The 17,998-nt window shown below is 65.3% G+C and carries 15 protein-coding genes; 9 read left to right on the top strand and 6 right to left on the bottom strand.

From position 1 onward, the window contains the following. Window positions 1–86: 86 nt before the first annotated feature. Complete coding sequence (locus tag GR158_RS16205; protein WP_134648337.1) at window positions 87–908, bottom strand: helix-turn-helix domain-containing protein; 822 nt, start codon at window positions 906–908, stop codon at window positions 87–89. A 107-nt stretch (window positions 909–1,015) separates the two neighbouring features. Here GR158_RS16205 and GR158_RS16200 point away from each other — a divergent pair, with 107 nt between their 5' ends. Further along, window positions 1,016–2,218 (top strand): MFS transporter, encoded by a 1,203-nt coding sequence (locus tag GR158_RS16200; RefSeq protein ID WP_134648339.1) that lies wholly within the window; start codon window positions 1,016–1,018, stop codon window positions 2,216–2,218. Between the two features lie 58 nt (window positions 2,219–2,276). On the opposite strand, the gene GR158_RS16195 is transcribed toward GR158_RS16200, so the two are convergent. Next, window positions 2,277–3,560, bottom strand: a complete 1,284-nt coding sequence (locus tag GR158_RS16195) for an FAD-binding oxidoreductase (RefSeq protein ID WP_160871781.1) — start codon at window positions 3,558–3,560, stop codon at window positions 2,277–2,279. A 116-nt stretch (window positions 3,561–3,676) separates the two neighbouring features. After that, a complete protein-coding gene (locus GR158_RS16190; protein ID WP_160871780.1) occupies window positions 3,677–4,573 on the bottom strand; it encodes a LysR family transcriptional regulator in 897 nt (298 codons plus the stop codon). Between the two features lie 169 nt (window positions 4,574–4,742). Between GR158_RS16190 and GR158_RS16185 the strand changes: the two genes are divergently transcribed. From GR158_RS16185 to GR158_RS16170, 4 genes are read left to right on the top strand one after another with little or no spacing between them, the layout of a single operon-like run. After that, window positions 4,743–6,140 carry a VOC family protein gene (locus GR158_RS16185; RefSeq protein ID WP_160871779.1) on the top strand — a complete coding sequence of 466 codons (1,398 nt, stop codon included), beginning with the start codon at window positions 4,743–4,745 and terminating at the stop codon, window positions 6,138–6,140. An 11-nt stretch (window positions 6,141–6,151) separates the two neighbouring features. Next, window positions 6,152–7,570 carry an FAD-binding oxidoreductase gene (locus GR158_RS16180; protein ID WP_160871778.1) on the top strand — a complete coding sequence of 473 codons (1,419 nt, stop codon included), beginning with the start codon at window positions 6,152–6,154 and terminating at the stop codon, window positions 7,568–7,570. A 22-nt stretch (window positions 7,571–7,592) separates the two neighbouring features. Then, entirely contained in the window at window positions 7,593–9,116 is a 1,524-nt protein-coding gene (locus GR158_RS16175) for an aldehyde dehydrogenase family protein (RefSeq protein ID WP_160871777.1), read from the top strand. Between the two features lie 6 nt (window positions 9,117–9,122). Next, window positions 9,123–10,355 carry a pyridoxal phosphate-dependent aminotransferase gene (locus tag GR158_RS16170; RefSeq protein ID WP_160871776.1) on the top strand — a complete coding sequence of 411 codons (1,233 nt, stop codon included), beginning with the start codon at window positions 9,123–9,125 and terminating at the stop codon, window positions 10,353–10,355. Between the two features lie 153 nt (window positions 10,356–10,508). On the opposite strand, the gene GR158_RS16165 is transcribed toward GR158_RS16170, so the two are convergent. Then, on the bottom strand, window positions 10,509–11,609 hold the full coding sequence (locus GR158_RS16165; RefSeq protein ID WP_160871775.1) for a saccharopine dehydrogenase family protein: 1,101 nt from the start codon (window positions 11,607–11,609) through the stop codon (window positions 10,509–10,511). Window positions 11,610–11,721: 112 nt separating this feature from the next. Between GR158_RS16165 and GR158_RS16160 the strand changes: the two genes are divergently transcribed. Beyond that, window positions 11,722–12,162: an Lrp/AsnC family transcriptional regulator gene (locus tag GR158_RS16160; RefSeq protein WP_160871774.1), complete on the top strand. Its 441-nt coding sequence runs from the start codon at window positions 11,722–11,724 to the stop codon at window positions 12,160–12,162. Between the two features lie 176 nt (window positions 12,163–12,338). On the opposite strand, the gene GR158_RS16155 is transcribed toward GR158_RS16160, so the two are convergent. Beyond that, the gene (locus GR158_RS16155; protein ID WP_134648357.1) at window positions 12,339–13,592 is read right to left on the bottom strand and encodes an FAD-binding oxidoreductase; all 1,254 of its coding nucleotides are present in this window, start codon (window positions 13,590–13,592) and stop codon (window positions 12,339–12,341) included. A gap of 163 nt (window positions 13,593–13,755) precedes the next feature. Here GR158_RS16155 and GR158_RS16150 point away from each other — a divergent pair, with 163 nt between their 5' ends. Then, window positions 13,756–14,460 (top strand): MOSC domain-containing protein, encoded by a 705-nt coding sequence (locus tag GR158_RS16150; RefSeq protein ID WP_160871773.1) that lies wholly within the window; start codon window positions 13,756–13,758, stop codon window positions 14,458–14,460. Window positions 14,461–14,462: 2 nt separating this feature from the next. On the opposite strand, the gene GR158_RS16145 is transcribed toward GR158_RS16150, so the two are convergent. Continuing rightward, window positions 14,463–15,158 carry a GntR family transcriptional regulator gene (locus tag GR158_RS16145; RefSeq protein WP_134648363.1) on the bottom strand — a complete coding sequence of 232 codons (696 nt, stop codon included), beginning with the start codon at window positions 15,156–15,158 and terminating at the stop codon, window positions 14,463–14,465. Between the two features lie 138 nt (window positions 15,159–15,296). Here GR158_RS16145 and GR158_RS16140 point away from each other — a divergent pair, with 138 nt between their 5' ends. Further along, complete coding sequence (locus tag GR158_RS16140; RefSeq protein WP_160871772.1) at window positions 15,297–16,646, top strand: glutamine synthetase family protein; 1,350 nt, start codon at window positions 15,297–15,299, stop codon at window positions 16,644–16,646. Continuing rightward, window positions 16,646–17,950, top strand: coding sequence for an FAD-binding oxidoreductase (locus GR158_RS16135; RefSeq protein WP_160871771.1), 1,305 nt, complete (start codon window positions 16,646–16,648; stop codon window positions 17,948–17,950). The genes GR158_RS16140 and GR158_RS16135 overlap by 1 nt, the downstream gene beginning before the upstream one ends. Window positions 17,951–17,998: the final 48 nt, after the last annotated feature.

Genomic DNA, 17,998 nt, shown 5'->3' with positions numbered 1-17,998 from the left:
GGTTTGGGTCCCGCAGCCCTTCCTAATCCCAAAAGCCGGCGGAAAACAGCCCCCCGATCACGTCCTTTGTCGGTCTTTTTGAGACTTTAGGCCGCCTCGCGGTTCGTCAGATAGGCGCGTGGTGCGGCCCCCAGCATGCGCCTGAACATGGTGGTAAAGGCCGGCACGCTTTCATAGCCGGCATCGAGCGCCACCCGCGTCACCGGCTCGCCGGCGGCAAGGCGCGGCAGGCAGGCAAAAAGGCAGGCCTGCTGGCGCCAGGTCACGAAGCTGACCCCCATCTCCTGCCGGAAGAAGCGCGTGAAGGTGCGCCGGCTCATGTTGAGGCGGCGCGCCCAGTCGTCGATCTTGGCGGCCGGCGACGGCTGCGCGACGAAATCGCGGCAAAGCCCGGCGAGCCGGCCGCTCGCCGGAAAGGGCAGGCCCAGCCGGCGCTCCTGCAGGCGGCCGATCTCGTCGAGCAGCAAGGCCATCACCAGTTCGCCCCGCACCCGGTCTTCCGCCACCGCCCCCTTGCGCAGCGCCTCGGCGATGAGCTGGCGGGCAAGATCCGTCACCTCCAGCACGACGGGCTCGCGCGCCGCCGCGCGTCCCTCGGGCGAATAGATGTAGACCGAGCGCATGCTGACATCCGAATACATCTCGACGGAATGCTCCAGCCCGCGCGGAATGAGCAGGGCGTGGCCCGGCGGGATCATCCAGCGGCCGCGATCCGTCGCAACCAGCACGACACCGGAGAAGACGCAGAGGAACTGCGTGCGGCGGTGATGGTGCGGCGGCACGGTATAGCCGCCCGGAACGTCCGTGCTGTGCACCAGAACGTCCTCGTTCGACTGCTCCATGCGGGCAAGGTTGCGGACATGCTCCTCATGCAGCGTCTTGAGGCGGGATTCCGTGAGTTTTTCCATCTTTGGCCCAATCGCGTAAGAAATGGACCTCAGCACGAAAGCAGGCCGCAGGCAATACTTGTAATTCAGCAAGAAAAACCTGTCCGGGTCGAAACCTCGAGGAAAAAATGTCGACTGTCGTTCCCGCGGCGCGCAGTAGCGCCGCCACCACGTCCTATTCCATCATCATCGCCGTCAGCGCCTGCCACATGCTGAACGACATCATGCAGTCGCTCCTCACGTCGCTCTATCCCCTGCTGAAGGCGAACTACGCGCTCGACTTCATGCAGATCGGCTTCCTGACGCTCGCCTTCCAGGTCACGGCCTCGCTGCTGCAGCCGGCCGTCGGCATCGTGACGGACCGCTGGCCGATGCCCTTCTCGCTGCCGGTCGGCATGGGCAGCACCTTCTGCGGCCTGATCATGCTGGCCTATGCGCATTCCTTCCCCGTGCTGGTCTTCGGCGCCTGCCTGATCGGCCTCGGCTCGGCGATCTTCCACCCGGAATCCTCGCGTGTCGCGCGCCTCGCCTCGGGCGGTCGCCACGGCCTGGCACAGTCGATGTTCCAGGTCGGCGGCAATGCCGGCACCGCACTCGGCCCGCTGCTCGCTGCCTTCATCGTGCTGCCCTTCGGCCAATCCAGCGTCGCGTGGTTTTCGGTCGCCGCCCTGCTCGGCATGACGATCCTGACCTGGGTCGGCAACTGGTATGCCGGCGAGCGCCGCCTGGCGGCCGGTCGGCCCGCCGCCAGCCGCGACCTGCCGCTGCCGCGCGGCCGCGTGGCCTGGGCGCTCGCCGTCCTCGTCCTCTTGACCACCACGAAGAATGCCTATCTCGCCAGCATCTCGAGCTACTTCACCTTCTACACGATCGGCCGTTTCGGTCTCGATGTGCAGCAGGCGCAGCTGATGCTCTTCCTGTTCCTCGGCGCTTCCGCGCTCGGCGTCTTCATGGGCGGGCCGATCGGCGACCGTTTCGGCACCCGCTTCGTGATCTGGTTCTCGATCCTCGGCGTCATCCCGTTCGCGCTGATGCTGCCCTATGCCAACCTGTTCTGGACGGGCGTGCTGACGGTGCTGATCGGCCTGATCTTCTCCTCGGCCTTCTCCAACATCGTCGTCTTCGCGCAGGAACTGGTGCCGGGCCGCGTCGGCATGATCGCTGGCGTCTTCTTCGGCTTCGCCTTCGGCGCGGGCGGGCTGGGTGCGGCCCTGCTCGGCGGCATTGCCGACAGCCACGGCATCAACTTCGTCTACCAGATCTGCTCGTATCTGCCGCTTCTCGGCATCCTCACGATCTTCCTGCCGCGCCTGCCGTCAAAGCAGCACTGAGACCCGCCAGAAATGCAAAACGCCCGGCTTCGGCCGGGCGTTTTGTTCGTTACATCCTTTAAAACCGCGCGCCTGCGAAATGAGCCAGCTGGGCGCCGAGTTCGTAGTACCCCTCCCGCGCGGAGCGGAAGGACTGCGCCTGCGGATCGGTGACCGGCAGCGGCAGGTCGGCTTCGGCGATGCGGCCGGACACGAGCTCGGCCAGCGTGCGGCCGAAGACGGTGCCCGGCGCGATGCCGCGGCCGTTATAGCCCGAGAAGCCGACGACGTTGTCAGCCAGCCGGTGGAAGCGCGGCAGGTTGTCGGCGGTCATGCCGATCTTGCCGTACCACTCCGCCTCGAAGGCGACGTCACCGATGCCGGGAAACAGCTTCCTGAGCGAACGGCGCGCCCATGCCTTGTGGATGCCGAGCCCCGTGCCGCGCAGAGCGCCGACGCTGCCGAAAACCAGCCGGCCGCGCTTGTCGAACCGGAAGGAGGACAACACCTCCTTCGTATCCCATGCTCCCTGGCGCTCCGGCAGGATCCTTGCCTGCATTTCGGCCGACAGCGGCACCGTGGCGAAATTGAAATAGGGAAGGTGCACGAGTTCCGTGCGCACCACGTTCCAGGGCGAGACAGTATAGGCATTGGTCGCCACGATCACCCAATCGGCCGTCACGGTGCCGCGCGCCGTCTTCACCGCCCAGCGGGTGCCGTTGCGCTCCGCCCCCGTCACAGGGCTTCCGGTAAACACCTGCGCGCCGGCCGCAATGGCGGCGCGGGCAAGGCCGCGGGCATAGGCAAGCGGCTGGATCGTGCCTGCGCGCATGTCGAGCAGGGCGCCGGCATAGGCGTCGGTGCCGACCTTCGTCGCCGTCTCCGCCGCATCGAGCAGCCGCACGGGCGCGCCCCGGCGGGACCATTGCTCGGCGCGCTGCTTCAGTTCGTCGAGGCCGGATTGGCCGACGGCGCAATGCAGCGTGCCGGCCGGATTGATCTCGCAGTCGATCCCGTGCTTTTCGACGAGGTCGAAAACGAGGCGCGGCGCGTTGCCGAGAACATCGAGCAGACGGCTGCCGTAGACATCGCCGAGAACGCCCGGCAGCTCGTCGGGCATCACCCACATGCCGGCATTGACGAGGCCGACATTGCGACCCGACCCGCCATAGCCGATCTCCGCGCCTTCCAGCAGGACGACCCGCGTGCCGCGCTCGGCCAGATGGAGCGCTGCGGAAAACCCGGTATAGCCGCCGCCGACGATGACGACATCCGCTTCGGCCTTTCCGGAAAAGGCGACGGTGTCGGGGGCGGGCGGGGCGGTCATCTCCCAGAGGCCATGGGAGCGCGGATCATTGAGCATCGTGGTGTGTCTTTTCACAAGGAGGATTGTGCGCACAGCATCGACCATGCGGCTTTCGCACTAAAGCAAAAATTGCGAACCGGGTCATGCCCCCGCCGCATGATGCCGGCGGGTTCTCACGCCGGCACCTGCCCGGCGATCCAGGCCCGGAACGCCTGGCTGAGCGGGTTCTCCAGCTTGCCCTCCGGCACGACGAGATAGTAGCTGTTCTCCGTCTCCATCGGCCGGTCGAAGACGACGGCGAGGCGTCCGCTCGCAAGCTCCTGCTCGATCAGGTATTTCGGCAGGAGCGCGAAGCCGAGGCCGGCGACCGCGGATTCGATCACCATCGAGAACTGGTCGAAGCGGTGGCCGCGATAGGCGGTATCGGCCGATCCGCCGTTCAGCTCGAACCATTGCGCCCACAGCTTCGGCCGGGTGGCGAGATGCAGCAGCGGCGCCGTTTCCAGATCCTTCGGCTCCGATGGCGCCCAGGACTTCAGGAGGTCCGGACTTGCCGCCGGCAGGATGATCTCGCTGCACAGATAGGAGCAGGAGGCGCGCGCCCAGACGGGCTGGCCGTAATGGATCGCGAGGTCGAAATTCTCCTCGTCGAAATCGAACGGCGCCGAGCGCGAGGCGATGTTGATGATCGTGCCGGGATGCTGGGCGAGGAAGCCGGGGATGCGCGGCGTCAGCCAGCGGCTGCCGAAGGTCGGCAGGGTCGCGATGGCGAGGCTGTGTTCCGACGACGCGGACGCCATGGCGCGCAGCATGGTCTCTTCCGTCTGGTGCAGGAGCTTGCGCACCTCCGGCAGGAAGCGCCGCCCGTCATCCGACAGCACCACGCGCTGGCGTACACGCTCGAAGAGCAGCACGCCGAGCTGTTCCTCCAGATCCTTGATCTGGCGGCTGACGGCGCTCTGGGTGAGGTTCAGCTCGTGCGCGGCCTGCGTGAAGGAGCCATGGCGTGCGGCGCATTCGAACGCCTGCAGCGTGGTGACGTCGGGGATCAGCCTGCGACTGAGCTTCATTCATTCCTCGCATCAACATAGTCAGAACGGTCGCAATCACTCAAGGAAACGATAGGGTAATGATCCGTTTTGAGAATGAACAGGGCCTCCCACCTTGTACAGCAATTCCAGGAAAAGTGTGAAACGGTTTTCCGTCCGGAATCGCGTCAAACAGATGAGACAACTTCCCATGAAGGCAAATTCGATCCTTTCCGCCGACAAGATCCGCTCGGATTTCTCCGCCGCCATGTCCGCCATGTACCGCGACGAGGTTCCGGCCTATGGCACGCTGATGGCCCTGGTCGCCAGGGTCAACGACGAGACGCTCGCCGCCGATCCGCATCTGAAGGATCGCCTGGAGGCGACCGATTCGCTCGACCGCATCTCGGAAGAGCGCCACGGCGCCATCCGCCTGGGCACGCCGGAAGAGCTTTCCATGATGCGCCGCGTCTTTGCCGTCATGGGCATGTTCCCGGTCGGCTACTACGACCTGTCGACGGCCGGCGTGCCGGTCCATTCCACCGCCTTCCGCCCGGTCGGCGCGGAGAGCCTGAGCCGCAATCCCTTCCGCGTCTTCACCTCGCTGCTGCGTCTCGACCTGATCGCCGATGAAAAGCTCCGCGAAGAGGCCGCCGCCGTGCTCGCCGCGCGCAAGATCTTCACCGACGAGGCCGTCCGGCTGGTCGAAAAGGCCGAGCGTGACGGCGGCCTCGATGAAACCGATGCCGCCCGTTTCGTGGCTGAAGTGCTGGAAACCTTCCGCTGGCACGACCATGCCATCGTCAGCACCGACATGTACAAGCGGCTGCACGACGCGCACCGCCTGATCGCCGACGTCGTCTCCTTCAAGGGCCCGCATATCAACCACCTCACCCCGCGCACGCTCGATATCGACAAGGTGCAGGCCCGCATGCCGGAAGAGGGCATCGCGCCCAAGGCCATCGTCGAGGGTCCGCCGACCCGCACCTGCCCCATCCTGCTGCGCCAGACCTCGTTCAAGGCGCTGGAAGAGGCCGTGTCCTTTATCGGCGCGGACGGCAGCTGGCAGAAAGGCTCGCACACCGCCCGCTTCGGCGAGATCGAGCAGCGCGGCGTGGCGCTGACCCCGAAGGGCCGCGCGCTCTACGACAAGCTCCTGAACGACACCCGCGCCCGCGTGCGCCCGGCCGCCGACGGCTCCAACGCTGCCGAATACGAAGCCGCGCTAGCCGATGTCTTCAAGGCCTTCCCGGACACCTGGGACGGCATCCGCAAGGCGGGCCTCGGCTATTTCCGCTATTCGCTGACCGAAAAGGGCAAGGCGTCCTCCGGCCGCAGCGCCGACCTCGAAACCGCCATCGAAGCCGGCCTCGTCCAGTTCGACCCCATCGTCTATGAGGATTTCCTGCCGGTCAGCGCCGCAGGCATCTTCCAGTCGAACCTCGGCGACGACGCCACGCAGGATTTCGTCGCGAGCCCCAATCAGGTGATGTTCGAGCGCGATCTCGGCGCCACCGTCCTCGACGAGTTCGCCCACTATGCCGGCATCGAGCGCGCCTCGCTTGAAAAGTGCCTCGGCATCGTCAACATGGCGGCCGCTGCGGAATAGGGGACAAGCGGATGATCGAGGCGCGCCATATCGAAACGCTGAAAAGCCTGCTCGGCGAGAAGGGCCTTCTCACCGCGCCTGGCGACAGGGCGGCCTATGAGACCGGCGCGCGCTACGACAAGGGCAGCGCTGCCTTCGTCGCGCGGCCCGCGACGACCGCCGAGACCTCCGCCGTCGTCGCCTATTGCGTGCGAAACGGCATCGCGCTTGTGCCGCAATCGGGCAATACCGGCCTCGTTTCCGGCTCGACCCCCGACGACAGCGGCCGACAGGGCGTTCTGAGCCTCGACCGCCTGACCGCACCCTTCACGCTCGATCGCGTCAACCGTACGATCAAGGCCGGCGCGGGCGTTCGCCTCTCCGACCTCAACGCAAAGCTCGAAGACACCGGCCTTTTCTTTCCGATCGACCTCGGCGCCGACCCGCGCCTCGGCGGCATGATCGCGACGAACACCGGCGGCTCGCGCTTCCTGCGCTACGGCGACGTGCGCCGCAACACACTTGGCCTCACGGTGGTTCTCGCCGACGAAGCCGGCACCGTGCTCGACCTGTCCTCGGACCTGCGCAAGAACAACACCGGCGTGGACTGGAAGCAGCTGTTCATCGGCACCTCCGGCGCCTTCGGCATCGTCACCGAATGCGTTCTCAACCTGGAGCCTGCGCCGAAACAATCGGCAACCGCCCTGCTCGTACCCTCCTCGCCCGAACAGGTCGCGACGCTGCTGGTGGCCATGGAAGACGCGCTCGGAAGCTACCTCTCGGCTTTCGAGGGCATGTCCGGCAACGCCATCAGCGCCGCGCTCGACCACGTTCCCTCGCTGCGCAATCCCTTCCAGGGCGGCATCGTGCCCGATTTCGTCATCCTCGCCGAAATCTCGCGCTCGACCCCGCCGCGCGACGGCGAGCAGCCACTCGATGCGGTGCTGGAAGAGGTTCTGGCGGCCATCTGGGAACGCGAGGATGCGCCGCTCGCCGACGCCTTCGTCGGACCGCCGCACGAGATCTGGGCGCTGCGCCACGCGCTGTCCGAAGGCGTGAAACATAGCGGGCGATTGATCGCCTTCGATCTGTCCTTCCGCCGCGGTGACATCATGCCCTTCCTCGCCCATATGAAGGCCGAGATGCCGGAGCATTTCGAGGACGTCACGATCTGCGACTTCGGCCATATCGGCGACGGCGGCGTGCACTTCAACCTCGTCGTCGCCAAGGACGACCCGCGGCTTGCCGATCCCGATTTCGAGGCGGACCTGCGCGCATGGGTCTTCACCATCGCGGTCGAAAACTTCGATGGCAGCTTCAGCGCCGAGCATGCCATCGGCCGCAAGAACCAGGCCTTCTACGACCAATACACCCCGGAAAAGATCCGCGCGCTCGCGGCCGGGCTGAAAACCATCACCTCGCCGGGTCCGCTCGGCGCCATGACATTCTGAGAGACAACAGGGAGATACCCCCATGACGACAGTCGACGTGAAAAAGGAAACCGAAGCCCTTCTCGACAAGCTCGGCGTTGCCCGCAGCGCTTGGCAGGGTGGCGACATGGCTTCCTTCAGCCCCGTCAGCGGCGAGGAGATCGGCAAGCTGAAGACCGTTTCGGGCGCAGAGACCGACAAAGCCATCGACGCCGCCCACGAAGCCTTCAAGGCATGGCGCCTCGTGCCCGCCCCCAAGCGCGGCGAACTCGTGCGCCTGCTCGGCGAAGAGCTGCGCGCCGCCAAGGCCGATCTCGGTCGCCTCGTCTCCATCGAAGCCGGCAAAATCACCTCGGAAGGCCTCGGCGAAGTGCAGGAAATGATCGACATCTGCGATTTCGCCGTCGGTCTCTCCCGCCAGCTCTACGGCCTCACCATCGCCACCGAGCGCCCCGGCCACCGCATGATGGAAACCTGGCACCCGCTCGGCGTCGTCGGCATCATCTCGGCCTTCAACTTCCCGGTCGCCGTCTGGTCGTGGAACGCCGCGCTCGCCCTCGTCGCCGGAAATTCCATTGTCTGGAAGCCCTCCGAAAAGACCCCGCTGACGGCACTCGCCAGCCAGGCGATCCTCGAGCGTGCGCTGGCCCGCTTCGGTGATGCCCCGGCAAACCTCAGCCAGGTCCTCATCGGCGACCGCGCCATCGGTGAAGCCCTCGTCGACAATCCCAAGGTCGCGCTCGTCTCGGCCACCGGCTCCACCCGCATGGGCAAGGAAGTCGGCCCGCGTCTCGCCAAGCGTTTCGCCCGCTCGATCCTCGAGCTCGGCGGCAACAATGCCGGCATCGTCTGCCCGTCCGCCGATCTCGACATGGCGCTGCGCGCGATTGCCTTTGGTGCCATGGGCACCGCCGGCCAGCGCTGCACGACGCTGCGCCGCCTCTTCGTGCATGACAGCGTCTACGACCAGCTCGTGCCGCGCCTGAAGAAGGCCTATACCAGCGTTTCCGTCGGCAACCCGCTGGAGACCTCGGCCCTCGTCGGTCCGCTCGTGGATAAGCAGGCCTTCGACAACATGCAGAAGGCGCTGGAAGCGGCCAAGGCCGAAGGCGGTTCCGTCACCGGCGGCGAGCGCGTCACTGAGGCCGGCAAGGACACGGCCTATTATGTGAAGCCGGCCATCGTCGAAATGCCGAAGCAGGCCGGCCCGGTTCTCGAAGAGACCTTCGCGCCGATCCTCTACGTCATGAAGTATTCCGACTTCGACGCCGTACTGGATGATCACAATGCCGTTTCGGCCGGTCTCTCCTCGTCGATCTTCACGCTCAACGTTCAGGAAGCCGAGCGCTTCCTGTCGGCCGACGGTTCGGACTGCGGCATCGCCAATGTCAACATCGGCACCTCGGGCGCTGAAATCGGCGGTGCCTTCGGCGGCGAGAAGGAAACCGGCGGCGGCCGCGAATCCGGCTCTGACGCCTGGAAGGCCTATATGCGCCGCGCCACCAACACGGTGAACTACTCGAAAGCCCTGCCGCTCGCCCAGGGCGTCTCTTTTGATATCGAGTAAGCCGATATGAACGATCAGACCAAGATCGAGGATGCGGGCTTCCAGCCCGCCTCACGTATCGCCGCCATCGGCGTCTCCAAGATCCTGCAGATCGGCGCCCGCGCCGCTGCCATGAAGAAGGATGGCCTGCCCGTCATCATCCTTGGCGCCGGCGAGCCTGATTTCGACACGCCCGACAACGTCAAGGAAGCCGCCAAGGCCGCCATCGACCGCGGCGATACCAAGTATACCGCGCTCGACGGTACCCCGGCGCTGAAGAAGGCGATTTCCGAAAAATTCCGCCGCGAAAACGGCGTGGATTACGCGCTCGACGAAGTCACCGTCGCGACGGGCGCCAAGCAGATCCTGTTCAACGCCTTCATGGCGAGCGTCAATCCGGGCGACGAGGTGATCATCCCGACGCCCTACTGGACCTCCTATTCCGACATCGTGGAAATCTGCGGCGGCGTGCCGGTGCTGATCCCCTGCGACGCCGAAGCCGGCTTCCGCCTGAAGGCCGAGCAACTGGCAAAGGCGATCACGCCGAAAACGCGCTGGGTGCTGCTCAACTCGCCGTCGAACCCGTCGGGCGCCGCCTACAGCGAAACCGACTACCGCCCGCTGCTCGATGTGCTCCTGAAGCACCCGCATGTCTGGCTGATGGTCGACGACATGTACGAACACATCGTCTACGATGGATTCAGGTTCGTGACGCCCGTCGCCATCGAGCCGCGCCTGAAAAGCCGCACGCTGACGATCAACGGCGTCTCGAAGGCCTATGCGATGACCGGCTGGCGCATCGGCTATGCCGGCGGCCCCAAGGCGCTGATCAAGGCCATGGCCGTGATCCAGAGCCAGGCGACCTCCTGCCCCTCCTCCGTCAGCCAGGCGGCTTCGGTGGAAGCGTTGAACGGCCCACAGGCGTTTTTGAAAGACCGACAGTCAAGCTTCAAGCACCGCCGCGACCTCGTCGTGTCGGCGCTGAATGCTATTCCCGGCCTTGCCTGCCGCACCCCGGAAGGCGCATTCTACACCTTCTCCGGCTGTGCCGGCGTGATCGGCAAGACGACGCCCAGAGGCAAGCGCCTCGAAACCGACAGCGACTTCACGGATTATCTCCTGGAAGACGCCCATGTCGCCGTCGTGCCCGGCTCCGCCTTCGGCCTCTCTCCCTATTTCCGCATCTCCTACGCCACGTCGGAAGCGGAATTGACGGAAGCGCTGAAGCGCATCGCGGACGCCTGCGCAAAGCTCGCCTGAGCGGCAGGAAATCGGCAAAAGAAAAGGGGCCTCGAAAAAGGCCCCATTTTTATCTGTCCGCGCCGTTCCGGCGTTCTTCTCTTCCCCGCGGCGGAGCCACGATCGTGAAAACGCCCCGGCCTTTCGGTCGGGGCGTTCGATGGGTTTTATCGGTCAGGCGGCGCGGGCGCCGTGCTGCTCCTGGGCGTAATGATGGCCGAAGCGGTTGGCGAGGAAGGCGTCGAGCGCGATTTCCTCCTGGCGCACGAAGCCCTCGGCGCGCAGCGTGCCGTCGGCGAGCATATCGAGCACCGCGCAGATCGAGCCGGCCGTCGTGATCTGGATGGCAGAATGCAGGGCGCCGGCGATGGGCGCGCTGTAGACCTTGTTGGCATAGGTTTCCTGAATCAGGCGCCCGCCCTTGCGGCCCGAAACCGTCACGAAGATGATGACGACATCCTGCGTGGTGGTCGGCAATGCATTCTCGAAGATGTCCTTGAGGACTTCGCGGCGGTGACGCAGGCCGAGGTCGTTCAGAAGCGCCTTCATGATGGCGGCATGGCCGGGATAGCGGATCGTCTTGTAGTTCAGCGTGCGCACCTTGCCCTTCAGCGTCTCGCACAGCGTGCCGAGGCCGCCCGACGTGTTGAAGGCTTCGTAGGTCACGCCGTCGAGCGAGAATTCCTCGCGCTCTTCCAGCGCCGGAACCTCGATCAGCGCGCTTTCGACGATGGCCTCGCAGGGCTCGATATATTCGTTGATAACGCCGTCCGTGCTCCAGGTCAGGTTATAGTTCAGCGCGTTGGACGGATACTGCGGCAGCGCGCCGACGCGCATGCGCACGCTTTCGAGCGTGTCGAAGCGGCTGGCGAGATCATTGGCGACGATGGAAATGAAGCCCGGCGCCAGCCCGCATTGCGGAATGAAGGCCGTTTTGGCGTTTTCGGCGATGCGCTTGACCTGGCGCGTGGATTCGACGTCCTCGGTGAGGTCGAGATAGTGCACGCCGGCAGCGGCAGCCGCTTCGGCGATGGCAACGGTCAGGTGGTACGGCGCAGCCGAGAGAACGGCGAACTTGCCGGACAGGAGGGCCTTCATCGCGGCAGCGTCGGCGATATCGACGACCTTGGTCGTGACGGCAGCGTGGCTTTCGATGCCGGCAAGCTGCTCTTCCGAACGGTCCGCGACCGTAACGCGATAGTCTCCGCTGTGAGCCAGCATGCGCGCGATGGTCGAGCCGATCTTGCCTGCGCCGATGACGACGATGTCCTTCATGTGATTTCCCTCCGGCATGAACTGATGCACACATTTTGGAGGCGGAGCCCGTCGATTTAAAGCGCCATACATGACATAATACATAACCAGTATCGGCATAATGACGGTAAAGATGAGCATTTCGACGCTAGGCGCCAAGGATCGCGAACTGCTCGCCATCCTCAGCGAGAACGCCCGCGAGCAGACGGCGACCATCGCCCGCAGGCTCGGCCTGTCCCGCACGACGGTGCAGGCGAAGATCGACCGGCTGGAACGGGATGGGGTCATTGCCGGCTACGGCGTGAAACTCTCCGACGCCTATGAGAGCGGCATGGTGAAGGCGCATGTGCTCATCACCATCGCGCCGAAGACGCTGGCGCGCATCACGACGGACCTGCACGCCATCTCGGCCGTGCGCACGCTGCATTCGGTGAGCGGCAGCTTCGACCTGATCGCCATCGTGGAGGCAACGTCGATCGCCGAACTCGACCACCTGATCGACCGCATCGGTGAAATCGAGGGCGTGGAGCGCACGCTGTCGTCGATCATCCTGTCGACGCGGATAAGGCGGTAGGTGATTGCCTGCGGCCTAAGCAACCTCCAACCACGACCCGCAACCTCTCCTCCGTCATCCTCGGGCTTGACCCGAGGATCCATGCCACAAACTCTGGGCGTGCCGTGAAGCGTGGATCCTCGGGTCAAGCCCGAGGATGACGGAGGGTGAGAGCGTTCGCCTTCACATCACCGCCATCAGGCGATGAACCGCTCCGGTCGGTACGGCCCGATATTGATCACCGTGCGCTCGCCCAGCATCTTCTCCGCCAGCACCCGGCCGGTGATCGGCCCCAGCGTCATACCGTGATGGGCGTGGCCGAAGGCGAACCACAGGCCGGCATGGCGCGGGGCCTTGCCGATGATGGGCATCATGTCGGGGGTGCAGGGGCGCGAACCCATCCACGGCTCCTCGTCGCGGCGTTCCGCAAGCGGGAAGAATTCGCGCGCGACCTTTTCGGCCCGCCGCAACTGCACCGGCGTCTTGCGCGTGTCGCGTCGGGCGAATTCCGCACCCGTGGTAAGGCGGATGCCCTGGTTCATCGGCGCGAGGAAATAGCCGCGCTCGGCATCCAGCACCCAGTTGTTGAGGCTTGCCCCGTCCTGCGTGCCGTAATGCATGTGGTAGCCGCGCTTGACGGCGAGCGGGAAGCGGTAGCCGAGCTTGCGTGTCACCGTATCGGCCCAGGGACCGAGCGCCACGACGACCTCCCTGCCCTCCAGCGGCCCCTCGGGTGTGGCGATGCGCCAGCCTTCGCCTTCCAGCACATGTTCGATGGTCGCGGCGTCGCCCGCCTTCAGCTGCCCGCCCAGTGACTGGAAATAGGCGAGGTAGCGCTTGAGAAGACCTTGCGGATCGAGGATCGACCAGGGATCGGTCCAGCGCAGGCCGCCGGTGAGATCCGCGCGGATCGATGGTTCGGCCGCCGCCACTTCCGCCGTCGTCAGCTTCTGGTGGTTGACGCCGAAATTGGCGGAGAGCTTTTCCGCATCCGCATAGGCCTTGTCACGCTCCTTCTCCGTGCGAAAAACCTTCATCCAGCCGTCCTTGCGGATGAGATCATCGGCGCCGGAGGCCGCGATGAGGTCGGCGTGCTCGGAAATCGAGTTCTCGATCAGCGGCGCGTAGAGATGGGCGATGCTCTGGTGCTGGCGAAAGCCCGAATGCCACCAGTAACGGGCGAGGAACGGAATGATGCCGGGAATGGCCGAGGGATGGTAATGCGCGTCGATCGTGTTGTTCAGCGCGTAGCGGAACAGAGCGCCGAAATCGTGCGGGAAACCATAGGGAAACACGCCTTCGCGCTGGATGAGCCCGGCATTGCCGTAGGAGGTCTCTTCCGCCGCGCCGCGCCGGTCGACCAGCACCACGGACTTGCCGCGCCGCGCCAGATGGATCGCGGTCGAAATGCCCACCACGCCCGCACCGAGAACGATGACATCCGTCTTCATGCACCCGCCCCTTCGTCGATAGCCACGCTTGTCGATCCATTGCATGGCCCGAACGCGCGATGCAAGCCGCCCGGCCGCGGTAAAGCGCCGTCAGCGATCGACGGTCGACATCAGGCAGATGTGGCGATAGCGTCGCATCCGATCGGCATGGAAAGGAAACGGCATGCGGTTCGGTACCGTGCGCGAACTCTGGCGCTACCCCATAAGCTCGCTGACAGGCGAACGGCTTGAGACGACGGATCTCGATGATGACGGTGTCGCCGGAGACCGGCAATGGGGCCTCTTCGACGCAGGCAGCCTGGAAGCCGCAGCACCTGAAAGCGCGCGACGCTGGCGGCCCGTGCCCGATCTTTGCTCCCGGCTCGGCGCGGGTGGGATCGAGATCAGCCGCGACGGCGCGGTCTGGCATGCCGTGCCCTCGCCCCGGGCCGACGAAGCCGCTTCCAGCCATCTCGGTTTTCCCGTGCGCTTCCTGCCCTTCGGCACGGATGCGGCGCCGCGCTACGAGCGCGGCCACCTGCATATCCTGACGACATCCTCGCTCGCCCGCCTTCAGGCGCTGCTGCCGCAAGCGATCCTCGATGTCCGCCGGTTCCGGCCGAACATCCTGATCGAGACCGACGGCAACGATGCCGGTTTCGCCGAGCAGAAGCTTGTCGGCCATCGGCTCTCCCTTGGAGATGCGGTGGTGGAGATCACCGAACCCTGCACGCGATGCGCCTTCACCGCGCTCGGCCAGCCCGGCATCCCCTTCGACAAGGACGTGCTGCACGCGATCGCCCGGCATGGCGGCGGCGGTTTCGGGGTGCTGGCGAGTGTGATGGGCACGGGCCGCGTGGCATGCGGCGACGGCGTGACCGTCGTCTAGCGCTACTGCCCGGCGAGCCGCAGCAGGTTTTCGATCGCCGAACGCTCGAAACCGCCGATGCCCTCGGAAATGTCCGCCTTGATGGCCGCGGCCACGCCGTCGGCATCGCGCTTGCGCAGCGCCGCGATCGCTTCCTGGTGACGATCGACGAAATAGAGCTGGGCGACATGCTCCATGGCGATGCCGAGGAAGGGCCCGAGCTGCAGCCACACGCTTTCCACCATCGGCATGATCACCTGCTCGGGATTGGCCGTGTAGAGCGTGCGGTGGAATTCCTGGTTCAGCAGCAGGGCCGTGCCGTTGTCCTTGCGGGCGATGGCCTCGTCCTGCGCCTTGTCGATCTCCTCCAGCCGGTCGATGCGCCGTTCGGTGATGTGCGGCACGGCGCGGCGGGCGGCATGCTGTTCCAGCACCGCCCTCAGCGAGACGAGTTCGCTGAACCGGTCCGCCGTCATGCGCGGCACCATGATGCGCCGGTTGTCGAGCACCCTAAGCGCCCCCTCCGAGGACAGCCGGCGCAGCGCCTCGCGAACGGGCGTCGGGCTCGATTCCATGGCCTCGGCGATGCCCCGTATCGTCAGCGATTCCCCGGGCCGGATGGAACCCACCATGATCGCCTGGCGCAGGCGCCGGTGCGCATATTCATGCGTTGTCATACCGTCCGGCCGGTCCAGCGGCTCAAGCGCCAAGTTGCCCAATCCATTCCTCCTGTGCCAGGCTGCCGGGTGCTGTTCGATCCCTTGTCACAGTTTCTAGCAGCTTGACCCGTGACAAGAAAGTGTGCATATTTTGAAAATGTGATCACAAAAATAATTATGTGATATGGAAAGGGAACCATGACCTTGAGCGAAGATTCCGCATGGCTGATCGATGCCGATGGCGTGGAGAGCATCCAGGCCGTCGTCTGCGACCTCAACGGCATTCTGCGCGGCAAGCGTGTTCCCGTCGGACAGGCCGAAAAGGTGCTGAAGGGCGGCATCCGCATGCCGCTGTCCATCGTCGGCGTCGATGTCTGGGGCGAGGATATCGTGGGCTCGAGCCACGTCTTCGCCTCGGGCGACATGGACGGCATCTGCGCGGCGACCGGCCGCGGCGCGCTGCCCGTCAGCTGGACGCTGAAACCGTCCGCCGTCGTGCCGCTGTGGCTGTTCAAGGAAAACGGCGAGCCCTTCCTTGCCGATCCGCGCCAGGCCCTCGCCAATATCGTGCGCCAGTACCACGACCTGGGCCTCAAGCCCGTCGTCGCCTCCGAGATGGAATTCTACCTGATCGACGCCGAGCCCGACCATGCCGAGCCGCCAATCTCGCCCTATACCGGCAAGCGGCTCGATTCCGATGCGATCCTGTCCATCGACGAGCTCGACGATTTCGGCCAGTTCTTCTCGGATGTCTATGCGGAATGCGAGCGGCAGAACGTGCCGGCGGATTCGGCCGTCGCCGAAAACGGCATCGGCCAGTTCGAGATCAACCTCATCCATTCCGACGACCCGCTGAAGGCCGCCGACGACGCGCTGTTCTTCAAGCGCATCATCAAGGGCGTGGCGCGCAAGCACGGCTTTGCCGCCACCTTCATGGCCAAGCCCTACGGCATGCGCTCGGGCAGCGGCATGCACATGCATTTCAGCCTTGTCGACGCCGAGGGCAACAACGTCTTCGACGACGGCACGCCCGAAGGGTCGGACATCATGAAACATGCCGTGGCGGGCCTGACGCGCGGCATGGCGGAATCGACGCTGCTCTTTGCGCCGCACTTCAACTCCTATCGCCGCCTTCGCCCCGACACGCACGCGCCGACCTCCATCTCCTGGGGCTACGAGAACCGCACCGCCGCCATCCGCATTCCCGGCGGCAACAACAAGGCGCGGCGCATCGAGCACCGCGTGGCCGGCGCCGACGCCAATCCCTATCTCGTCATGGCCGGCATTCTCGGCGCCGCCCTCGTCGGCATCCGTAACAAGTGGGAGCCGCCGGCACCCGTCTCGGGCCGCGCCTACCAGTCCCAGCTGCCGCGCATTCCCTCCGAATGGGGTTCGGCCGTGACGGCCTTCGAGAACGGTTCGATCATCTCGGAGGTCTTCGACCAGGATCTCCGTTCCATGCTGATCGCCTGCAAGCGGCAGGAAATCGCCGGTTTCGCCGAGCAGGTGACCGACTTCGAATTCAGCGCCTACCTGGAAATCGTCTGATGGCAAACACCGCGTCCTATGCCGGCAACGGCGCCTATCCCGACAGCTATTACGCCGCCTCGCGCAACATCATCCGCACACCCAAGGTGCTGGAAGGCGCCGTGACCGCCGACGTCGCCGTGCTCGGCGCCGGCTATTCCGGCCTGTCCACCGCCATCCACCTTGCCGAAAAGGGCTACAAGGTGGTGGTCGTGGAAGGTGCGGGCATCGGCTGGGGCGCATCCGGCCGCAACGGCGGCCAGATCGTCAACGGCCTGAATGCCAGCCTCGACACGATCAAGCGGCGCTACGGCGACGAGGCGGGCGCCTTCGTCGGCAGCCTCGTGCAGGAGGGCGGAAAGATCATCCGCCGCATCGTCTCGCAATACGGTATCGAGTGCGATCTGAAGAACGGCAATATCTACGCCGCCTACACGCCCGCCCACATGAAGGAGCTGGAGCACAAGAAGGCGCTGTGGGCGAGCTACGGGATGAACGATCACCAGATGCTCGACAAGGCGGCGATGCGCAAGCTCGTCAACACCGACGCCTATATCGGCGGCATGCTGGACACGACCGGCGGCCACATGCACCCGCTCAACCTCACGCTCGGCGAGGCGGCGGCACTGGAATCGCTCGGCGGCGTGATCTACGAGCAGTCGCCCGTCGTGCGCGTCGAGCACGAGGCCGAAAAGCCGGTCATCCATACGGCCAGGGGCAGCGTGACGGCCAACACGGCCGTGCTCTGCGGCAATGCCTATCTCGGCCATGTGGTGCCGAAGCTCGTCTCGCGCGTCATGCCGGTCTCGACCCAGATGATCGCCACCGAACCGCTGGGCGAGCGCGCCGATGCGCTGATCCCCTCCGACATGTGCGTGGAGGACGTGCGCTACATCCTCGATTATTTCCGCCTGTCGGCCGACAAGCGCATGATCTTCGGCGGCGGCACCGTCTATGGCGGCACCGACCCCGCCGATGTGCGCGCAAAGATCCGCCCGAACCTGGAAAAGGTCTTCCCTTCGCTCAAGGGCGTGAAGATCGACTATGCCTGGAGCGGCAACTTCGCCCTGTCCTTCTCCCGCGTGCCGCAGATGGGCAAGATCGGCAAGAACACCTATTTCGCCCACGGCTATAGCGGCCACGGCGTCACCGGCTCGCATCTTTTCGGCAAGATCCTGAGCGAAGCGATCCATGGCGACCTGTCGCGCTTCAGCCAGTTCGAGAAGCTGCCGTGGATCCCCTTCCCCGGCGGGCGCATGTTCCGCGCGCAATATTCCACCATCGGTTCCTGGTGGTATCAGTTCAAGGATGCCTTCGGTCTGTGAGATCGAGGTCACCCGGAAAGCAGAAGGCCGGCGTTTCCGCCGGCCTTT

The sequence above is a fragment of the Shinella sp. AETb1-6 genome (genome assembly GCF_009826875.1).
Classification (GTDB): Bacteria; Pseudomonadota; Alphaproteobacteria; order Rhizobiales; family Rhizobiaceae; genus Shinella; species Shinella sumterensis.
This window is presented reverse-complemented; position numbering and strand designations above follow the sequence as displayed.